The organism is Streptomyces sp. NPDC033229 (assembly GCF_055576875.1).
The window spans coordinates 243,898-261,506 of record NZ_JBVIQR010000003.1 but is presented as its reverse complement, the minus strand read 5'-3'; the positions used below and the strand labels follow the sequence as shown (position 1 = coordinate 261,506).

The window sequence follows — 17,609 nt, the reverse complement described above, 5'->3', positions numbered from 1 at the left end:
TCCTACTGGTGATACTTGCCTGCTTCTTGGCGTATGGGGTTCGGAGTCTCTCCGCTGTCCGTCTCCCCTGAGTCTATGAACTTGCCGTCCTCGAAAATCACCTTGTACTCCCAGCTGTATGCTGTAGGGACATAATCCTCCGCGTTAAGAATTGCCTTCTTTGTTTCGATTTCCGGAACGTTCCTGCGCTTCCATTCGTCGATTATTGCGCCCTTGTCGACAGAGCGGCCGCTGTAAACGGGTGCGACGGTGTACCTGACCCCTTTTCCGGTATTTCCCAGTACGAGACGTTTCACTTTTTCTTCCGGGGCCCATCGGAATTTTCCGTTTCCGCTCGTAGACTGGGGGGCGAGATTTTCCCAGGTGATTCCAGGCCCGTGAATGTTGTGGTTCAGCAGGTGGCCAAGTACGTAGAACCTTTTTCTGCTCGTCACCTTCTCCTTGCGCTGGCTGAGGTACTTCCACTGCGGCTCTTGAGCTAGTCGACCTTCATTCGGCTCGCTTCCTCCAGGGCCCACCGGCGGCGGTTTCTCTGTGAGGATGTTGATTGTCATTCGTGTGCCGAAACCCCCTGGGGAAAGTTGGCCATAGATCGGCGGAGATGAATCGGGTAGTTCCTGTCTGTTTCCGATGAGGGTGATGGTGAACTGGGCCAGCCGTCTCAGGGACGCCTCGACTTTTTTCTTCTTCTGTGCGGGGGCGAGGGTGGAGATTTGAATATCCTCCAGCTTTCTTGTTTCGCCCTCTGCGGATTCCTTCGCTTGCTTCTTCGTTCTGTCCAGTTCGGAATCTTCGAACTTTTCCAGATACTGTCTGTAGATCTCCTCGTTGCTGTGTATCACCAGGAGGGCGCTGCTGCCAGCGCCACGGAACATGAGTACGTGCGATTCCCCGGACTCTGCTTGTAGTCCTCTCCGGGAGAGCCACCACTGGACATTACTCTTTTTATTGGAGCGGTCATCGTTGACATGTGACCCGTTTTTCCTGTTCCCCTTGTTCCTTTCTCTGATCCTCTCCCAAAGAGCTTTTCCTTTTTTGGCCAGGAAGTCCACGATCTTGTCGATCGCGCGATTCACCGGCCGCGCCACCGCATGGAAGACCTGCTTCACCTTGTTCGCCAGCCCGCCCACCCCCACCAGCGCCGCCAAGAAGCCGATCAGCAGGGGGACGCTCGCCGCCAGCGCCGTCTCGACCATCTTCGGGACGCCCGCCTTGGCGCCGTTCGCGATGGCGACAACCGCGTCCAGTACCGCGTTGACGAAGTCGACGACCTGCGCGCCCTGGTTCACGATGAACGTGACGATGTCGATGATTCCCTTGACCGCCCTGACGAAGGCGGAGGCGGGGTTGAGCAGGGACACGATCCACGTGATGCCCGCGATCAGGACCGTCGGGATCAGATAGCCCTTGAGCTTCTGGAGGATCGAGCCCTTGAGGTCGCCGGCCTGGGCGGAGATTTCCTTCGACGCTCCCGCCGGGCCCTCACGCTGCAACGCCCCCGCCACCGGGACCTGTTGTTCGACCGCGCTCATCGCCTGGTCCGGAACGCCCTTGCGGAGGACTCTCGCGCGGATGTTCTCCCATGTCAGGCCCAGCAGCGAGCCGATGATGCGGATGATGCCCTTGAGGTCGAACTTCGCCGGGAGTTCCAGGCCCGCCTGCACCGCGGTGCCCAGGAGCCAGGAGACCAGGCCCTTTTCCAGGTGGTCGGCGATGTTGGTGATGAAGAGGTTCAGGCCCGCGCCCACCGCCTGGACCAGGTTGCCCAGGAAGCCGATCGGATCCTTGATGATCTTCATGATGGCTCCGGCGGCCTTCGCCAGGATGCCCATCAGGAGATTCTTCAGTTCATTGATCGTCTTGATGACGCCGACAATCGCGTCCTTCGCCTTGTCGATCAGACCCTTGTTGGCCTCCTGGAGTTTCTTGATCTCCTCGTCGATCTTGTTGAGGGCCTGCGTGTACTTGGTGGCCAGCTCCTGCACCAACTGCTGGGACTTCTCATTGACCTCCGACTCGAGGTCGTCGAACTTGCCCGCGAAGTCCGCCGCCGCCTCCTCGCCGAACTGCCGGAGATCCGCGGGGAGTCTGTCCACCTCGGCCTTCAGCTCGGCGCGGCCCTTCGCGATACGGGCCTTCGCCTTGCCCAGCTCCGCGCCGATCGTGTCGGCGATGCCGGAGATGACGCCCTGCATCTGCTGGACGTAGAGCTTGCGGGATTCCTGGTAGAGCTGGTTCGCCGCCTCCGGGAGGCCCTTGAACTTGTCCTTGACCCACTTGAGCTTTCCCGTGAACCCCGAATAGCGCTTCTTCTTGTACGCCTTCATCCGGCGTTCCTGGTCGGCCATGAAGGCATCCCGGGCGGCCTTCTCGCCTCGCGTGAACTGGTCGTCGACCGTCTTGTCCAGGCCCGACAGAGTGCCTTCGACGTCCTTCTTCGTCGCGTCGAAGACCGTCTGGAGCCTGGCCGTGACCTCGGCCCGCTTCCGCTCGTCCTTCGACTTCGTCTCGCCCTTTCCGCCGTCGACCTGTTGGCCTGCCGCGGTGCGGGTGGCGGTGAGGGACGCCATCGCCTGGGTGCCGGCTGCCGCCGCGTTCGCCTTGGCCGTCGTCAGTTGCCGGTTCTCCGCGGCCCTGCCCTGGGCGGGGGCCTGCGCGGAGTGTTCCTCGGCCTTCTTCTTCTCCGACAGGGCCTGGTTGAACTCCGGTTCGTTGCCCTTGGCGAGCTGGTCCTCGGTGATCTCCGCGTCGGCCAGCGCCTTGTCGTTCTCCTTCGGCCCCTCGGAGAAGTCCGTCACCGCGTCCGGCTGCTTCGCCGGTATCGCGGCGTCGGCGCTCGGCGGGCCGGGGTTCCCCGGGGGTTTGTCCGGGGTCATCGGGGTGACCTGTTTCTCCTTGGCCGCCGAGGTGTCCGGGGCCGCCTTGGTCGTGGTCTCGATGTCCTTGGCCGAGGACTCCTTGCCCTCCCCGACCTTCCCGTCGACCTGTTCCTTGACCTTGTCGGCCTTCCCGGATTCCGAGAACTTGTCCGCCTCGTCGAGATTCTTCGGCGCCTGCGCCGCGATCGCGTCGTTGACCGCCTTGATGAACCCCGCCTTGTCGAACTCGCCCGGCTTCGCCGCGTTCATCTTCTCGGCCTGGGCCGCCTTGCCCTGGGCCTGTTTGTCGTCCGGCGGAGCCACCGCCGCGTCCTGCGCGGCCTTCGACTCACCGGCCGCCGGAGGGTGCTGCGCGATCGTCTGCTTCTTCGCCGTCACATCCGCCGTGACCTCACGAAAGCCCGGTGCCTGAGCGGGCGGCGGCTTCACCACCTCCGCATAGCGCTGGGCCACCAAACGGGAGACCGCCGCGTTCCCCGCCGCCCCCTGAAGTCGCTGAATTCCGCGTCGGTCCAGCCCCCGGACCCCGGGCACCGGGGCGGACACGGGCCCCGCGGCACGCGTCGTACGCGCTCCCGCCCCGGAGGGCATGCCGCGTGCCGTCGTAGTGACCTTTTCCGGGGTGGCCTTCACGACGCAACCCGGTCGTCCCGTACGGTTCCGTACGTCCCCGACATGGCGTCGAGCATGCGCGGACCGCGAAGACGAACGGCAAGGCGAGGGGTACGAAACCGGGGTATCGCCCGGTGCCCGTTCGGGCAGGCGTCCGTGCACGTCGGGGCGGCCGAAAGCTCTTTCCGCTGATCCCGGGCGCTGACGAGAATCACCCTCGTTCCCCGGTCAAGGAGAGTGGTATGCCGTCGTACCTGTCCCCGGGCGTCTACGTCGAAGAGGTGGAGTCCGGGTCGCGGCCGATCGAAGGGGTCGGGACCTCGGTCGCCGCCTTCGTCGGATTCGCGCAGAAGGGTCCGTTCAACGAACCGACGCTGATCACGAACTGGACCCAGTTCGTCGGCGTCTTCGGTGACTTCATCGAAGGGACCTACCTCGCCGGCTCCGTGTACGGCTTCTTCGCCAACGGCGGCGGGATCGCTTACGTCGTACGCATCGGCGGGCAGCGAGGAGACGAGGACGACGCGGGCACCGCCCCCGCCATCGCCGCCGGACCACCGACGCCGCTCGGTCCCTACCTCGTACGCGCCCTGCCCGGCGTCACCGGCGAGATCACCGTCGAAGTCGCCGATCCGGAGGGGCCGGAGGGGGGTGACCCGCCCCAGGACGTCTTCACGCTCCTGGTGAAGCGGGACGGCGAGGTCGTCGAGACCTATCCCGCCGTCACCACCAAGCGCAGCAAGGACAACGTGGCCGCGCAGGTCGCCTCCCGCTCCCGCTTCATCGCCCTGGAGGAACCCGGCAAGGGCGCCGCGCCCGCACGGCCGCCCGCGCAGTCGGTCTCCCTCGCCGCACCGCCGCCCGACGGCACCCCGACCCCCGAAGCGCTGTCGGCCGAGTCCTACGTCGGCGACCCCGACCTCCGCACCGGCTTCGGCGGCCTGGAGGCCGTCGAAGAGATCACGATGGTGGCGGCACCGGACCTGATGAGCGCCTACGAGCGCGGCGTGCTCGACCTCGACACGGTCGTCTCCGTCCAGCAGGGCCTCATCACCCACTGCGAGGCGATGGGCGACCGCATCGCCATCCTCGACCCGCCGCCCGGCCTGAGCCCGCAGCAGGTCAAGGCGTGGCGCACCGAACGCACCGGGTTCGACTCGAAGTACGCCACCATGTACTACCCGTGGATCAAGGTCTTCGACCCGGGTGCGGGACGCAACGCCTTCGTGCCGCCCAGCGGGCACATCGCGGGCGTGTGGGCGCGCAACGACGAGTCGCGCGGGGTGCACAAGGCCCCGGCGAACGAGGTCGTGCGGGGAGCCGTCGCCCTCCAGACGCAGATCACCAAAGGCGAGCACGACCTCCTCAACCCGATCGGCCTCAACTGCGTCCGGGCCTTCCCCGGCCGCGGCATCCGGGTCTGGGGCGCCCGTACCCTCGCCGCCGACCCCGCATGGCGCTACCTCAACGTCCGGCGGCTCTTCAATTACCTGGAGGAGTCGATTCTCGCCGGGACGCAGTGGGTGGTCTTCGAGCCGAACGACGACGCCCTGTGGGCCCGGGTCCGGCGCACCGTGTCGGCGTTCCTGGTCAACGAGTGGCGCAAGGGCGCACTGTTCGGCCTCACTCCGGACGAGGCCTTCTACGTGAAATGCGACCGCGAGACCAACCCGCCGGAGAGCATCGACGCGGGGCAGGTCATCTGCGAGGTCGGAGTGGCACCGGTAAAGCCGGCGGAGTTCGTGGTGTTCCGGCTCGCCCAGCTGTCCGGCGGAAGCGGCGCGGTCGACGAATGACCGCGCACGAAACTGAACTCCGGTACCGAACCTAGGAGACTGGTATGCCGCTCCCCGATCTCGACAGTTCCGTAGGGCATTCCTTCGGGCTGGAATTCGACAGCGTCCTCATCCGGCAGATCACCGAGGTCACCGGCTTGAAGATGGAACAGGACGTCATCGAGCTGAAGCAGAACACCGCCGACGGCAAATACGCCATCAAGAAGCTGCCCGGACGTCCCAAGGCCGGAGAAGTCACCGTCGCCCGCGGTCTGACCGAGGACAACAGCTTCGAACGCTGGATCAAGGACTCCCGGTTCGGGAAGATGAACAATGCCCGCCGCAACGGTTCGATCATCGTCTACGACTACGAGGGCATCCCGATCAAGCGGTACAAGCTGATCAACGCCTGGCCCAAGTCGCTGGAGATCAGCGCGCTCAAGGCCGGTGACACCTCCGTCCTCACGGAGAAGCTGGCGATCACGTACGAGAGCCTGGAAGTCGATTGATGCGCCGGACCATCGCGGCGGCGACCGCCCGCCCGGAGGCCGAATCGCCGGCGCAACCGGAGCGGCTGCGCACCGAGTTCGCCTTCGAGCTGCCACGCGGGTACGTGGACGAATCCGGCACCGTCCACCGTTCCGGTGTGATGCGGCTGGCGACCGCCCGGGACGAGCTGATCCCGCTGCGGGACGACCGGGTACGGGAGAACTCCGCCTACCTCTCCGTGGTGCTCATCGCCCGCGTACTCACCCGCCTCGGCACCATCGAGGACGTCCACCCGGGTGTCGTCGAGGACCTCTTCGCCTCCGACCTCGCCTTCCTGCAGGACTTCTACCGCCGTATCAACGCCGAAGGCCACACCCGCGCCGCCGTCACCTGCCCCGCGTGCCGGGAGAACTTCGCGGTGGACCTCGCCGGCGGTGGTCGCCTGGGGGAATCGTGACGTACGCGGCAGACCGGATCCACGAGGAAGTCGCGTACCTCGCCTACCACTTCCACTGGTCGCTCGATCAGATCCTCGACCTGGAACACGCCGATCGGTTGGGATACGTCGAACAGATCGCCCGGCTGAACGGAGCGGGGCACTGATGGGGGTGTTGTCCTGGCTGAGCGGCCGCCGCGACGCCGAAGCGCCCGCCGATGCGCCGGCATCCCCTTCCCCAGCCGGGCCCGCGGACGGTTGGCGGGAGTTGCCACCTCTGCAACGTACCCTCGGTGACGCGGCTCTCGTCACCGACCCGGACGGGTTTCGCGGCTCTCTCAACACCTGGCGGAACGCCTCCTTCACCACTGCTCCGCTCGGCCACGAGGTCAGTCCGGAGGCGCCGGCCGGAGGCGGCCACGGGCTGGCGACGCGTGCCGCGACACCAGTGTCCGGAGCGTCCGAGCCCGCCCCGGCAGTCAGCCGGGCAGCGGTGCCACCGGCGCCACCCGTTCCCCTCCAGCGGGTGGTCAGTGGCGAACCCCTGGTGTCGGCCAGGCCGCTGGAGACGTTCGTCCATCAACTGGAGCCGGTGGCCTCGGCCCCGGGCCCGGCACTCACTCCGGAGCACGAGCCCGCCCCCGGTGCCCCCGCCCCGCCGCCCCCACGGTCCCCTGTGCAACGCTCCGCCACGCCGCACGGCCTCGGGCTGGGCGCGCCCCTCACCGCGCTGCCACCGACGGCACAGCGCACACCCGTCGCGAGCACCGGGGACTCTCCAGCCGCCTTCCCTCCGCTGCCCGCCCCGACCGAACCGGAGGCCGTCAGCCCCGACGTCACCGCAGACATCCCGGCAGTTCCCGTAGCACCTGAACCCGCGGTCCCCGCAGCACCTGCACCCGCAGCCCCCGCACGTCCGCTGCTCGGCGAATCCCCGCTGGGGGCCCCGCCCAACGGACCGGCGCCCCCCGGAGCCCATCCGCCGGTGCCGCTCCAGCGCATCGCCGCCGACGGCCGACCGGACGAGGCAAGCACCGGGGCACACACCGATCCGGGCCCCTCTCCGAGAACGGTGACGCCCACCGTCCCGTTGGTCGCCCAGCGATCCCTGCCCCTCTTCTCCGGCGTCTTTGGACCGCTCCCCACGGGCCCGGCCGGCCCCGCCCCCGTACCACCGGCCCCGGCAGCCGTTCCCGTGCGATGGTCCGGGCCCGCTCCGGCGACGGCACCACCCCCCGTCCAGCGCACCAGCACGGCGCCCACCCCCGTCGTCCCCTGGACGGCGGCCCCCGTACCGTCACCGCCCCTCGTCGGCCTTCCCGCCGCCCCCGTGCAGCGGCTGACGGGCTCCCCGGCCACGTCGCCGTCCCCCGAGCGGGCGGAACAGCCCGCCCGCATGCTCGACGCCGGCGCGGTGGCCGTCGCCGCGGGAGTGGCCCAGCGCATGGCCGACGGCTCGGTCGTCTTCCGGGCGTCACGATCGCTGCCCGCCGTGCAGCGTGAGACCGCCGCTCCCGGTCCCGCACCGACCGAGCCCCCGCCCCCGGGACCGGGCCCCCCGCTCGAACCGCCGCCCCCGGGATCAGGCCCCGAGCCCTCACCCGAGCCCGGCCCCGGCCCCGATCCCACCCCGCCCGGCACCACCGGTCACCCCGAAGCCAAAGGCACCCCCCAAGGCACCGCACCCGCTGTGACCGACGAACTGGTCCGTGCCCTGTTCGCCCCGCTCAGCCGGTTGCTCAAGGCCGAGCTCAGGCTCGAACGCGAGCGGGCCGGCTTCCTCATCGACACCCGGCACTGAGACAACACAGCAGAGCAGAGGGGACAGCGCATGCCCGTAACCGATGACCCGGCGGTCAGTGTCTGCTTCGTCGTCACCGTCGACGGCATCGAACTCGGATCGTTCAACACCTGCGAGGGTCTCGGCTGTGAAGTGGTGCTGGAACAGCGGGAGGAGGGCGGCAACAACGGGTATCTGTGGCAGCTGCCCACCCGCCTCAAGTACCCCAATGTGAAGCTGTCCCGGCCGCTGACCCGCGAGACCGAGAAGGTGGCCAAGTGGTTCGCCGGCATGACCACGGGCTTCAAACGCCGGACGGCGCACATCGAGGCGCGTACCGGGGACGGCCGCAAGGTCGCCCAGTGGGGGCTGCTGGAGGTCGTGCCGGTGCGCTGGACCGGACCGTCCTTCAACCCGGAGTCGCCCAAGGTGGCCACCGAGACCATCGAGATCGCCCACCACGGCTATGTGATGGAGGGCTGAGGCCGATGAGCGCACCCGTGGCGTTCAGCGCCGCCGGTACCGGCGGCCCCGCGGCCCGAGGGGGCGGGGCCAGGCCCAAACTGGAGCACGCCTACCTGGAGTTGCGCACCCCGCCGCCCGGCGGTGGCCTCACCCCGGGCGGCCCCTGCGGGCGGATCGACTTCCAGTTCAACCCCAAGGAGCTGAGCCTGACCAAGGCGGCGGCGTGGAAACGCACCCCCGCCAAGGGGGCGAAGAGCGCCGGTCCACCGGAGTACCAGGGACCGCAGCCCAGCAAGCTCACCGTCGAGATGTTCTTCGACGCGAGCGACACCCACGACACCAGCGTGGTGAAGGCGGTGGAGCGGCTGTTCGCCTGCTGTGTGCCGACCGACGAGACGCGGCAGCAGCAGAGGTCCTCCCCGCCGTGGGTGGTGTTCCACTGGGGCGGACTCACCGGTTTCCCCGGTTACGTCAGCCAAGTGCAGGTGAAGTACACCCTGTTCACCACCTCCGGTGTGCCGGTCCGGGCCGTGTGCCAGGTGACGATGGAGGAGATCAGTGGCGAGACGCCCGGACAGAACCCGACCTCCGGCGCGCTGCACGCCCGGCGGGTGCACCGGGTGCAGACCGGCGACACGCTGGCGCACCTCGCCTGGCGCGAGTACGGCGACCCCACCGCCTGGCGGGTCATCGCCGAGGCCAACGACATCGACGACCCGATGCGGCTGACCAACGGCCGGGAACTGCTGCTCCCCGCCCTCGACGAGCTGGACCGGCTCCGGCACCCGGACGGTCCGTACGACGACGACCCCGTGGGGCGGTGAGCAGATGGCGGAACAGAGCGTCGCCAAGTCCGTGCTCGTGGAGTTCGGCGGCCGCCCGCTGCCGCCGGCACTGGCGAACACCCTCGTCGAAGGCTATGTGGACGACAGCCGCACACTGCCCGATCTGTTCGTGCTGCGCTTCCGCGACCCCGGCCGGGTGCTGCTGGGACAGGCGGGAATCGCCGTCGGGACCAAGGTGCGGCTGCTGGCCCGCGCGGGCGGCGGCGGCCCGGCGCCCCGGCCGCTGCTGACCGGCAGCGTCACCGCGCTGGAGGTGGAGATCGATGACACCGGCACCTTCACGGTCGTACGCGGCCTCGACGAGTCCTACCGGCTCTTCCGCGGCCGCCGGGTGGCCAGCTACCAGAACATGACCCTCGCCGACATCTGTGTCCGCGTCGCCCAGCGGTCCGGACTGCGCCCGGGGAAGGTCGACATCGCGGGCCCGGTGCTGGAGCACGTGGCGCAGCCCAACATCAGCGACTGGGAGTTCCTGCGGGGCCTGGCCGAGGAGGCCGGCGCACAGCTCTACGTGGCCGACGGGCAGGTGCACGTCACCCGGCCGACGGAGGCGGGCGACGCGCCCGATGTCTCGGCCCGGGCCGAGAGGCACCCGCTCGTCCTGGAGATGGGCGTCAATCTGCTGCGCTGCCGTGCCGGGGTGTCGGCGGCCGAGCAGGTCTCGGCGGTCGAGGTGCGCGGCTGGGACGTACGGGCCAAACAGCCGCTGGTCGGCCGCGCGGAGGCGGGGAAGGCCCGGACCCTGGAGCTGGGTGTCACCGCGGCCCAGGTGACCGCGCCGTTCGGGGAAGCGGGTTACGTGGTCACGGACGCCCCGTACGGCACACAGGCGGAGGTGGACCAGGCGGCCGGGGCATTGGCCGAACGCATCGCCGGGTCCTTCGCCGAGCTGGAGGCGGTCATCCGGGGCAACCCAGCGGTCCGGGCGGGCGGCGCGGTCACCTTGACCGGGGTCGGTGCGCCCTTCGAGGGGCGGTACACGGTGACCTCCTCGCGGCACGTGTTCGACTCGCTGCGCGGGTACGAGACGTGGATCTCGGTCTCCGGGCAGCAGGAACGTTCGCTGTTCGGGCTGACCGGCGGCGGCGCCTCCCCCCACCAGGGCGTGTCCGGGCTGGTCAACGCCACGGTCACGGACACCAAGGACCCCGAGGGGCTGGGCAGGGTCAAGGTGGGCTTCCCGTGGCTGTCGGACGCGTACGCGAGCGACTGGGCCCGTACCGCGCAGGCGGGCGGCACCGGTGGCGGCGAGGTGTTCGTCCCCGAGGTCGGCAACGAGGTGCTGGTGGGCTTCGAGCAGGGGCACCTGGACCGCCCGTACGTGCTGGGCGCCCTCTACAACGGGCAGGACAAGCCGTCCCAGGGCGCCGACGGCCAGGACGGCGCGACCATCGACCCCACCAGCGGCGCCGTCACCAAGCGCGCCTTCGGATCCCGCGACGGCAACAAACTCGAACTCCTCGACACGGCGAACGGCCCGCAAGGGGTACGGCTCGTCACCGGCGACGGAAAGCTGAAGATCGACCTCGATCGCAAGGGCACCACCATCGTGCTGCACAGCGACGGCACCGTGGAGATCGACGCCGGGCAACGGGTGTCGATCAAGGCGGGTCACGGGGTGTCCCTGGACGCGGGCGACGGCACGCTGGAACTCGCCGGTGGCTCGGTGAAGGTGACGGCTCGCAGCGGAGTGCGGCTGGACGGCGGAAACGGCCAGGTGACGGTGGCCACCACCGGCGCCGTGGAGGTCCAGGGCAACCAGGTCGCGGTCAACGGCACCACCCGCACCGAGGTCAAGGGCGGCCGGACCGTATCCGTCAACGCGCCCCTGGTGAAGATCAATTGATGTCGTCGAAGAGGTCGGGACCAGCGGTCGAGGTCATGGATCCAGTAGTTGACGTCCACGCAGAGGGGCACCGCACATGCCAGCAGCCGCACGCGTCGGCGATCCCACCGGCCACCCCGGTACCGTCGGTCCGCCGGGGGATCCCACGGTGCTGATCGGCGGCAGTCCCGCGGCCACCGTCGGCACCCCGCACCGCTGCGCCTCGCCCGCCGCACACCCGCCGTCCACGATCGTCTCGGGCAGCGCCGACGTGCTGATCGGCGGCCTCCCGGCCGCGCGCGTCGGCGACCCGACGGGCTGCGGCTCCCCGATCGTCTCCGGCTGCCCGACCGTGCTGATCGGCGGGTGAGCCACGTGCCCCAGCAGTTCATCGGTGCGGGCTGGGCGTTCCCGCCCCGCACGGACGCCACCGGCGGCATCGCCCTCGTCGGCGGGGACCGGGAGATCGAGGAGTCGATCCGACTGATCCTCGGCACCTCGCCCGGTGAACGCCCCATGCGCCCGGAGTTCGGCTGCGCCCTCGGCGAGTACGTCTTCGCGCCCGCCGACGCCGGCACGGCCGGGCAACTCGCCTACGAGGTACGCCTCGCCCTGGAGCGGTGGGAGCCGCGCGTGGAGGTGGCCGACGTCGCCGTCCGCTTCGACGAGGCGGACGACGGGGTGCTCTACATCGACATCAGCTACGCGATCCGCGGCGCCAACGACCCGCGCAACCTCGTCTTCCCCTTCTACGTGATCCCGCAGCACGACGCACACCCCGCCGCGGGGCACGACCTCCGCCCCGAGGAGGGCTCATGACGCTCCCCGGCCCCAACCTGGACGACCGCCGGTTCCAGACGCTGGTCGACGAGGCCAAGCGGCTGGTGCAGCAGCGCTGCCCGGAGTGGACGGACCACAACGTCTCCGACCCGGGCGTCACGCTCATCGAGGCCTTCGCCACCATGGTCGACCAGCTCGTCTACCGCCTCAACCGGGTCCCGGACAAGAACTATCTCGCCTTCCTCGACCTGATCGGGGTGCGGCTCTACCCACCGACGGCGGCCCGCACCGAGGTCACCTTCCGGCTCTCCGCCCCGCAGCCGGAGACGGTGCGGATCAAGGCCGGTACGGAGGTCGCGACCGTACGCACCGAGACCGAGGAGGCCGTGGTCTTCACCACGAGCCGTGATCTGTCGGTGCCGCCGTGCGCCCTCGCCCACCTCGCCACCCGGCCCGAATCCGGGAACGCCACGGACCGTTCGGAGGAACTGGCCCTGGGCCGCGACGTGCCCTGCTTCACCACCCCGCCCGCACCCGGCGACTGCCTCTACATCGGCCTGACCAACCCCGTGCCCGGCTGTGTCCTCGTGCTGCGCCTGGACTGCCGGGTCGACGGCGTGGGCGTCGACCCCCGCCGCCCGCCGCTGGTCTGGGAGGCATGGGACGGCGAGGCCTGGGCGCCCTGCGAGGTGGAGCAGGACGACACCGGTGCGTTCAACAAGGCGGGGGACGTCATCCTGCACATGCCCGCCACCCACAGCGCCTCCGTCGTCGCCCGCCACACGGCCGGCTGGCTGCGCTGCCGACTGCGGGAAGCCGCCCCGGACCAGCCCGCCTACCTCGCGTCGCCGACCGTACGGCAGATCACCGCGTTCACCCTCGGCGGCACCGTGGAGGCCGCCCACGCCGAGACCGTCACCGAGGAACACCTCGGCCCGTCGGAAGGCGTACCGGGCCAGGCCTTCCGCGTCGCCCGGCCACCGGTGGTGCCGGCGGAGGAACCGTTCGTCGTCGAAGTCGCGGAGGGAGACGGCTGGGTCGAGTGGACACGCGTCGACGACTTCGCCCACTCCACCGCCACCGACCGGCACATCACCCTCGACCCCACCTCCGGCCGCGTCGACTTCGGCCCGGCCGTACGGGAACAGGACGGCACCCTGCGGCTGTACGGCGCCGTGCCCCCGAAGGGCAGCCCGGTCCGGGTACGCGCCTACCGCACCGGCGGCGGCCGCCGTGGCAATGTCGCCCGGGGCGCGCTGCGCGTGCTGCGCAGCTCCCTGCCCTACGTGGCCCGGGTGCACAACCGGCGCCCGGCGCTCGGCGGCGTCGACGGCGAGAGCGTGGCCAACGCCCGCGTCCGCGGCCCGATGACCCTGCGCACCCTGCACCGGGCCGTCGTCCCGCACGACTACGAACAGCTCGCCCGTGAGGTCGCGCCGGACGCCGCCCGCGTGAAGTGCGTACCGGCGGGCCGGGCCGACGGGGCCGAGGGGGAGGACCGGACCGGTGGCGTGCGCCTCCTCGTCGTTCCCGCCGGTCGCAGTGACGCGCAGGGCCGGATCGACTTCGACGAGCTGATCCCGCCGCCGGACACCCTCGCCATGGTCGCCGCGTATCTGGACGAGCGCCGCCCGATCGGTACCCGGCTCGTCGTCGAACCCCCCTACTACCAGGGCGTCACCGTCGTCGCCTCGGTCCGGGCGGGCCGGGCCGTCGCGGTCGACCGGCTGCGCGAGACGGCACTGGCCGCCCTCTACGGCTACTTCAACCCGCTCACCGGCGGCCCGGCCGGGCAGGGCTGGCCGTTCGGGCGGCCCATCCACTCCGGCGAGGTGTTCGGCGTGCTCCAACAGGTGCCCGGCGTCGACCTGGTGGAGGACGTACGGCTCTTCCCCGCCGATCCCGTGACCGGACGGAGGGCCGAGGCCACCGCGAAGATCACGCTCGACCGGCACGCGTTGGCGTTCAGCTACGAACACCAGCTCCGGGTGAGGGAGGACTGACCGACGTGCGCGGAACGATCCCCGGCCTGCCGACACCCCACCCCCTCCTGGACCAACTGCCCGCCCTCTACCTCGAACACGACTTCCTCCAGCGTTTCCTGGGCGCCCTGGACGAGGTGCTGGCGCCGCTGCACCTCACACTCGACAACCTGCCCGCGTACCTCCACCCGCGCACCGCGCCCGCGGACTTCCTCGCCTATCTGGCGGGCTGGCTCGCGGTGGAGGCCGACGCCGGGCGGCCGGAGGACCAGCGGCGCGCCGTGGTCACCGAAGCGGTCGCCCGGCACCGGCGGCGCGGCACACGGCGCGGGCTGGCCGCGGCGGTGCGGCTGGAGACGGGCACCGAGCCGGAGATCGACGAGAGCGGGGCCACCACCTGGTCGCCGGTGCCGGGGGCCGCGCTGCCCGGCTCGGCCGGGGCGTCGGTCACGGTCCGGCTGCGGGTGCCCGAACCGGACCGGATCGACCGGGCCCGGCTGGAGCGGCTCGTCGCCGCGGAGATACCCGCGCACCTCGCGTACCGGGTCGAGCTGCTGCCCTCAGCGGCGGAGGGAGCGGACCCGTCATGACCTGCCCCGACTGCGGACACCGCAACGAGACCGCAGACCGGTTCTGCGCCTCCTGCCGAGCCTTCCTGGAGTGGGAGGAGCGAGAGGCCCCCGCGCCCCCGTCACCCGCCACCACCCCGACCCCGCCTGCCCCTGCGTCCGAGCCCGAGCCCTCGCGCGCGTCCCGGTCCGCCACCCCACCGCCGTCCGTGCCCCCCAGGCCCACGGCGGCCCCCCGCACACCACCACCCGCCCCGGCGCAACCCCCGGCCGCCCCCAGACGTCCGGGCGACCGCCCGGAGCCTGGGCCCGACGGCGGGCCGGATGCCGCCCCGGAAGCCGACGCGGCCGACCACCCCGCGCCACCCGGGCGACCGGCGGGCCGGCCCTGCCCGCAGTGCCGGACGGACAATCCGTACGACCGGCAGCTGTGCCGCCGCTGCGGTGCCGTCCTCGACACCGCACCACCGCCCCACCGGGCGCGCACGCCCTGGTGGCGCCGGATCCTCTGGCGCTCCGACCGCGCCCTGGCGGCAGGCAGCAGACCCCGGCACCGGACCTGGCGGCGGCCCCGCCTGGCGCTGCCCCTGACGCTGCTGGTCCTGTTGCTCGCGGTCTGGTTCGGCCGTTCCCACCTCCCCGAGGTCTTCACCTTCACCCAGGACCGGACCACCAAGCCGGAGGCGCTGCGCCCGACGGAGGTCCGTGCCTCCAGCGAGGCGCCCGGCCATCCGGCGAGCGCGGCCTTCGACGGTTTCAACAATCGGTACTGGGCGCCCGTCAACCCCGGCTCGGGCATCGGGCAGTACCTGGAGGCCGACTTCGACAAGCCGGTGCGGCTGCGGGAGCTGCTGATCACCCCGGGCAGCTCGGTCAACCAGGACGAATTCCTCACCGAGGCCCGCCCCGCGAAGATCACCGTGCTGCTCGTCACCGCCGACGGCCAGCACCGTACGAAGACGGTCACCCTCCGGGACCAGCCCGGCCAGCAGACCTTCGCCCTGCGCGGCTCCGACGTCGTACGCATCCGGCTGACGGCGGACGCCGACTTCGGCATCCGCCTCGACCGGCGGCTCGCCGTCGCCGAGGTGGAGTTCTTCGGCCGGCGGTGAGGGGCCCGGACTGTCCGATCCGACTGTCCGATCCGACGAGGAGGGGCACCCGAGCCGCGCGTGGTGGCTCGGCGGACGGCTGTGGTCGGGGTGCGGATCGTCGGGCTGCGTGTGGTGGCCGTCAGACGGCGGCCGGAGCCGACGTCATCAGGGCGAGCGCGGCCCGCAGCGCCGCCGTGAACTCGGCCGGCCGCTCCTGGTGCGGAAGGTGGCCCGACCCGGCGATCACGCTCACCTCGGCGCCGGGCGTGAGCGCGGCGCAGGTCCGCGCCACGTCGAGCGGTATCTGGGTGTCGAGCTCGCCGTGGATGTAGTGGACCGGCACCCGGAGGCCGGGCAGCAACGGCCGGGGGTCGTAGGAGGCGAAGGGCGGGAGCTGGTCGTCGACGTAGACGCCCGAATCGAGGACCTGGCGGACCGTCCAGTCGATCAGTGCCGGGTGGGTGCCCGGCGCGTACCACTCGGGCACCCACCCGGCGACCGTACCGGCCCGGTCACGACGCAGCCCCTCGACCGGCCCGCCGAGCAGACCGGGCATCGTCGAAGGCCAGTAGGCGGGCGCGTCCACCGACACCACACCCGCGATCAGCTCCGGGTGGCGCGCGCCCAGCTCGGTCGCGAAGACGCCGCCGATCGACGAGCCGATGACGACCGGACGGTCCAGGCGCAGCGCGCCGACGAGCGCCACGAGGTCGGTGACCACCCCGTCGATGGTGTTGCCCCCGGCGGGCCGGGCCGACCGGCCGCAGCCGCGCCAGTCGACGGTGACGACCCGGTGGTCCCGGACGAAGTCGGGCAGCTGCGCGCCCCACACCCGGCCGCTGGTCGCCCAGCCGTGCAGGAACAGCAGGGGCCGTCCGGTGCCCTCGTCCTCGTAGTAGAGCGTGGTGCCGTTCACATCCACGTACGTCATGCCGACTCCTTCGATCGCTGGTGTGCCGTGCGCCGGTGTGCCATGCGCCGGTGGGCCCACCTCATCGCGATCAGGACCGGCGACCAAGTGGGGAATCGCGCATACACTCATCACGACAAGTGATCAATCGCGGCGGCTGCGGGCCGGCCGGTCGACGGGGTGGGCATGGAGATCCGGCAGCTGCGGTACTTCCTGACCGTGGCCGAGGAACTGCACTTCGGGCGGGCCGCCGAGCGGCTGCACATCGTGCAGTCGGCGGTCAGCCAGCAGGTGCGCCGCCTGGAGCGGGAACTGGACGTCCCGTTGTTCGACCGCACCACCCGGAGCGTACGGCTGACCGAGGCGGGCCGACGGCTGCTGCCGCACGCCCGCGAGGTGCTGGCCGCGGGGTCGCGGGCCCGGGCGGCGATCGACGAGCTGCGCGCGGAGCGGGCCGGGACGCTGCGGCTCGGCTCGAGCTCCGGGCTGGGCGTGCGGCTGGAGGCCGTCCTCGCCGAGTTCGCCCGGCTCGCCCCCGACGCCCAGCTGGAACTGGTCACCGGCACCACCGACGACCGCCTGAAGCGGGTGCGGTCCGGCGAGCTGGACGCGACGCTGCTGCGCGGCGAGCGGAGCGAGCCGGAGCTGGAGATGCTGCCGCTGTGGCACGACCCGCTCATGGTCGCCCTGCCCGCCCGCCATGACCTCGCTGTGCGCGGCGTGATCGACATGGCCGACCTCGCCGCCCTGCCCCTGCGGCTGTCCTCGCGGTCCCGCAACCCCGCGCTGTACGAACTGGTGACGCGGTCCTGCCGGGCGGCCGGATTCGAGCCGCGGTTCGGCGCGGAGTTCACGACCGACCAGGACACCCTGGCCGGCATCGGCTTCGGCACGCCGTCCTGGACGGTGTTCTACGCGCCGCACGCCGATCAGCTCCCGGTCCCCGGCGTCGTCTTCCGCCCGCTGCGCGACCCCGCCCCGGCCATGCGCACCTACCTCGCCGTGCGGCCCGATCCGCCCCGGGCCGGGCTGCGCGCCCTGATCGAGGCGTGCCACTCCGCGTAACCGGTGGTGACGGGTCCGTCGTTCTGCTGAAATCCCGCACCGCGTAGTGGGGTAAAACGTCACAACCTTGCCACGGCTTCGAGGCGTCGGCCCCAGGGTGTCG

16 protein-coding genes are annotated in these 17,609 nt (G+C 70.8%); 14 read left to right on the top strand and 2 right to left on the bottom strand.

The features are described 5' to 3' along the window. Window positions 1–2: 2 nt before the first annotated feature. Window positions 3–3,332: a phage tail protein gene (locus ACZ53N_RS04655; protein WP_469139510.1), complete on the bottom strand. Its 3,330-nt coding sequence runs from the start codon at window positions 3,330–3,332 to the stop codon at window positions 3–5. A gap of 401 nt (window positions 3,333–3,733) precedes the next feature. On the opposite strand from ACZ53N_RS04655, the gene ACZ53N_RS04650 reads away from it, so the two are divergent. The 13 genes from ACZ53N_RS04650 (at window position 3,734) to ACZ53N_RS04590 (ending at window position 15,549) form a co-directional block, all read left to right on the top strand. After that, window positions 3,734–5,287 (top strand): phage tail sheath family protein, encoded by a 1,554-nt coding sequence (locus ACZ53N_RS04650; protein WP_469139509.1) that lies wholly within the window; start codon window positions 3,734–3,736, stop codon window positions 5,285–5,287. A gap of 44 nt (window positions 5,288–5,331) precedes the next feature. Continuing rightward, complete coding sequence (locus tag ACZ53N_RS04645) at window positions 5,332–5,775, top strand: phage tail protein (protein ID WP_390144526.1); 444 nt, start codon at window positions 5,332–5,334, stop codon at window positions 5,773–5,775. Continuing rightward, window positions 5,775–6,212: a hypothetical protein gene (locus ACZ53N_RS04640; protein ID WP_469139508.1), complete on the top strand. Its 438-nt coding sequence runs from the start codon at window positions 5,775–5,777 to the stop codon at window positions 6,210–6,212. Before ACZ53N_RS04645 ends, ACZ53N_RS04640 begins: the two co-directional genes overlap by 1 nt. Further along, complete coding sequence (locus ACZ53N_RS04635; protein ID WP_469139507.1) at window positions 6,209–6,358, top strand: DUF6760 family protein; 150 nt, start codon at window positions 6,209–6,211, stop codon at window positions 6,356–6,358. The genes ACZ53N_RS04640 and ACZ53N_RS04635 overlap by 4 nt, the downstream gene beginning before the upstream one ends. Window positions 6,359–6,459: 101 nt before the next feature. Next, window positions 6,460–7,992: a hypothetical protein gene (locus ACZ53N_RS04630; RefSeq protein WP_469139506.1), complete on the top strand. Its 1,533-nt coding sequence runs from the start codon at window positions 6,460–6,462 to the stop codon at window positions 7,990–7,992. 30 nt (window positions 7,993–8,022) lie between these two features. Next, window positions 8,023–8,454 carry a phage tail protein gene (locus ACZ53N_RS04625; RefSeq protein WP_469139505.1) on the top strand — a complete coding sequence of 144 codons (432 nt, stop codon included), beginning with the start codon at window positions 8,023–8,025 and terminating at the stop codon, window positions 8,452–8,454. A gap of 5 nt (window positions 8,455–8,459) precedes the next feature. After that, window positions 8,460–9,260: a CIS tube protein gene (locus tag ACZ53N_RS04620; RefSeq protein WP_469139504.1), complete on the top strand. Its 801-nt coding sequence runs from the start codon at window positions 8,460–8,462 to the stop codon at window positions 9,258–9,260. A 4-nt stretch (window positions 9,261–9,264) separates the two neighbouring features. After that, window positions 9,265–11,127, top strand: a complete 1,863-nt coding sequence (locus ACZ53N_RS04615) for a VgrG-related protein (RefSeq protein WP_469139503.1) — start codon at window positions 9,265–9,267, stop codon at window positions 11,125–11,127. 76 nt (window positions 11,128–11,203) lie between these two features. Further along, on the top strand, window positions 11,204–11,476 hold the full coding sequence (locus tag ACZ53N_RS04610; RefSeq protein WP_469139502.1) for a PAAR domain-containing protein: 273 nt from the start codon (window positions 11,204–11,206) through the stop codon (window positions 11,474–11,476). Between the two features lie 5 nt (window positions 11,477–11,481). Next, on the top strand, window positions 11,482–11,925 hold the full coding sequence (locus ACZ53N_RS04605) for a GPW/gp25 family protein (protein ID WP_469139556.1): 444 nt from the start codon (window positions 11,482–11,484) through the stop codon (window positions 11,923–11,925). Beyond that, window positions 11,922–13,889 carry a putative baseplate assembly protein gene (locus tag ACZ53N_RS04600; protein WP_469139501.1) on the top strand — a complete coding sequence of 656 codons (1,968 nt, stop codon included), beginning with the start codon at window positions 11,922–11,924 and terminating at the stop codon, window positions 13,887–13,889. The genes ACZ53N_RS04605 and ACZ53N_RS04600 overlap by 4 nt, the downstream gene beginning before the upstream one ends. A 5-nt stretch (window positions 13,890–13,894) precedes the next feature. Further along, entirely contained in the window at window positions 13,895–14,458 is a 564-nt protein-coding gene (locus ACZ53N_RS04595; protein WP_469139500.1) for a phage tail protein, read from the top strand. Then, the gene (locus ACZ53N_RS04590; RefSeq protein WP_469139499.1) at window positions 14,455–15,549 is read left to right on the top strand and encodes a discoidin domain-containing protein; all 1,095 of its coding nucleotides are present in this window, start codon (window positions 14,455–14,457) and stop codon (window positions 15,547–15,549) included. The genes ACZ53N_RS04595 and ACZ53N_RS04590 overlap by 4 nt, the downstream gene beginning before the upstream one ends. Before the next feature lie 121 nt (window positions 15,550–15,670). Here the strand turns inward: ACZ53N_RS04590 and ACZ53N_RS04585 are convergent, their stop codons facing one another. After that, the gene (locus tag ACZ53N_RS04585) at window positions 15,671–16,462 is read right to left on the bottom strand and encodes an alpha/beta fold hydrolase (protein ID WP_469139498.1); all 792 of its coding nucleotides are present in this window, start codon (window positions 16,460–16,462) and stop codon (window positions 15,671–15,673) included. A 165-nt stretch (window positions 16,463–16,627) separates the two neighbouring features. Here ACZ53N_RS04585 and ACZ53N_RS04580 point away from each other — a divergent pair, with 165 nt between their 5' ends. Then, complete coding sequence (locus ACZ53N_RS04580) at window positions 16,628–17,506, top strand: LysR family transcriptional regulator (RefSeq protein WP_469139497.1); 879 nt, start codon at window positions 16,628–16,630, stop codon at window positions 17,504–17,506. The last annotated feature ends 103 nt before the right edge of the window (window positions 17,507–17,609 follow it).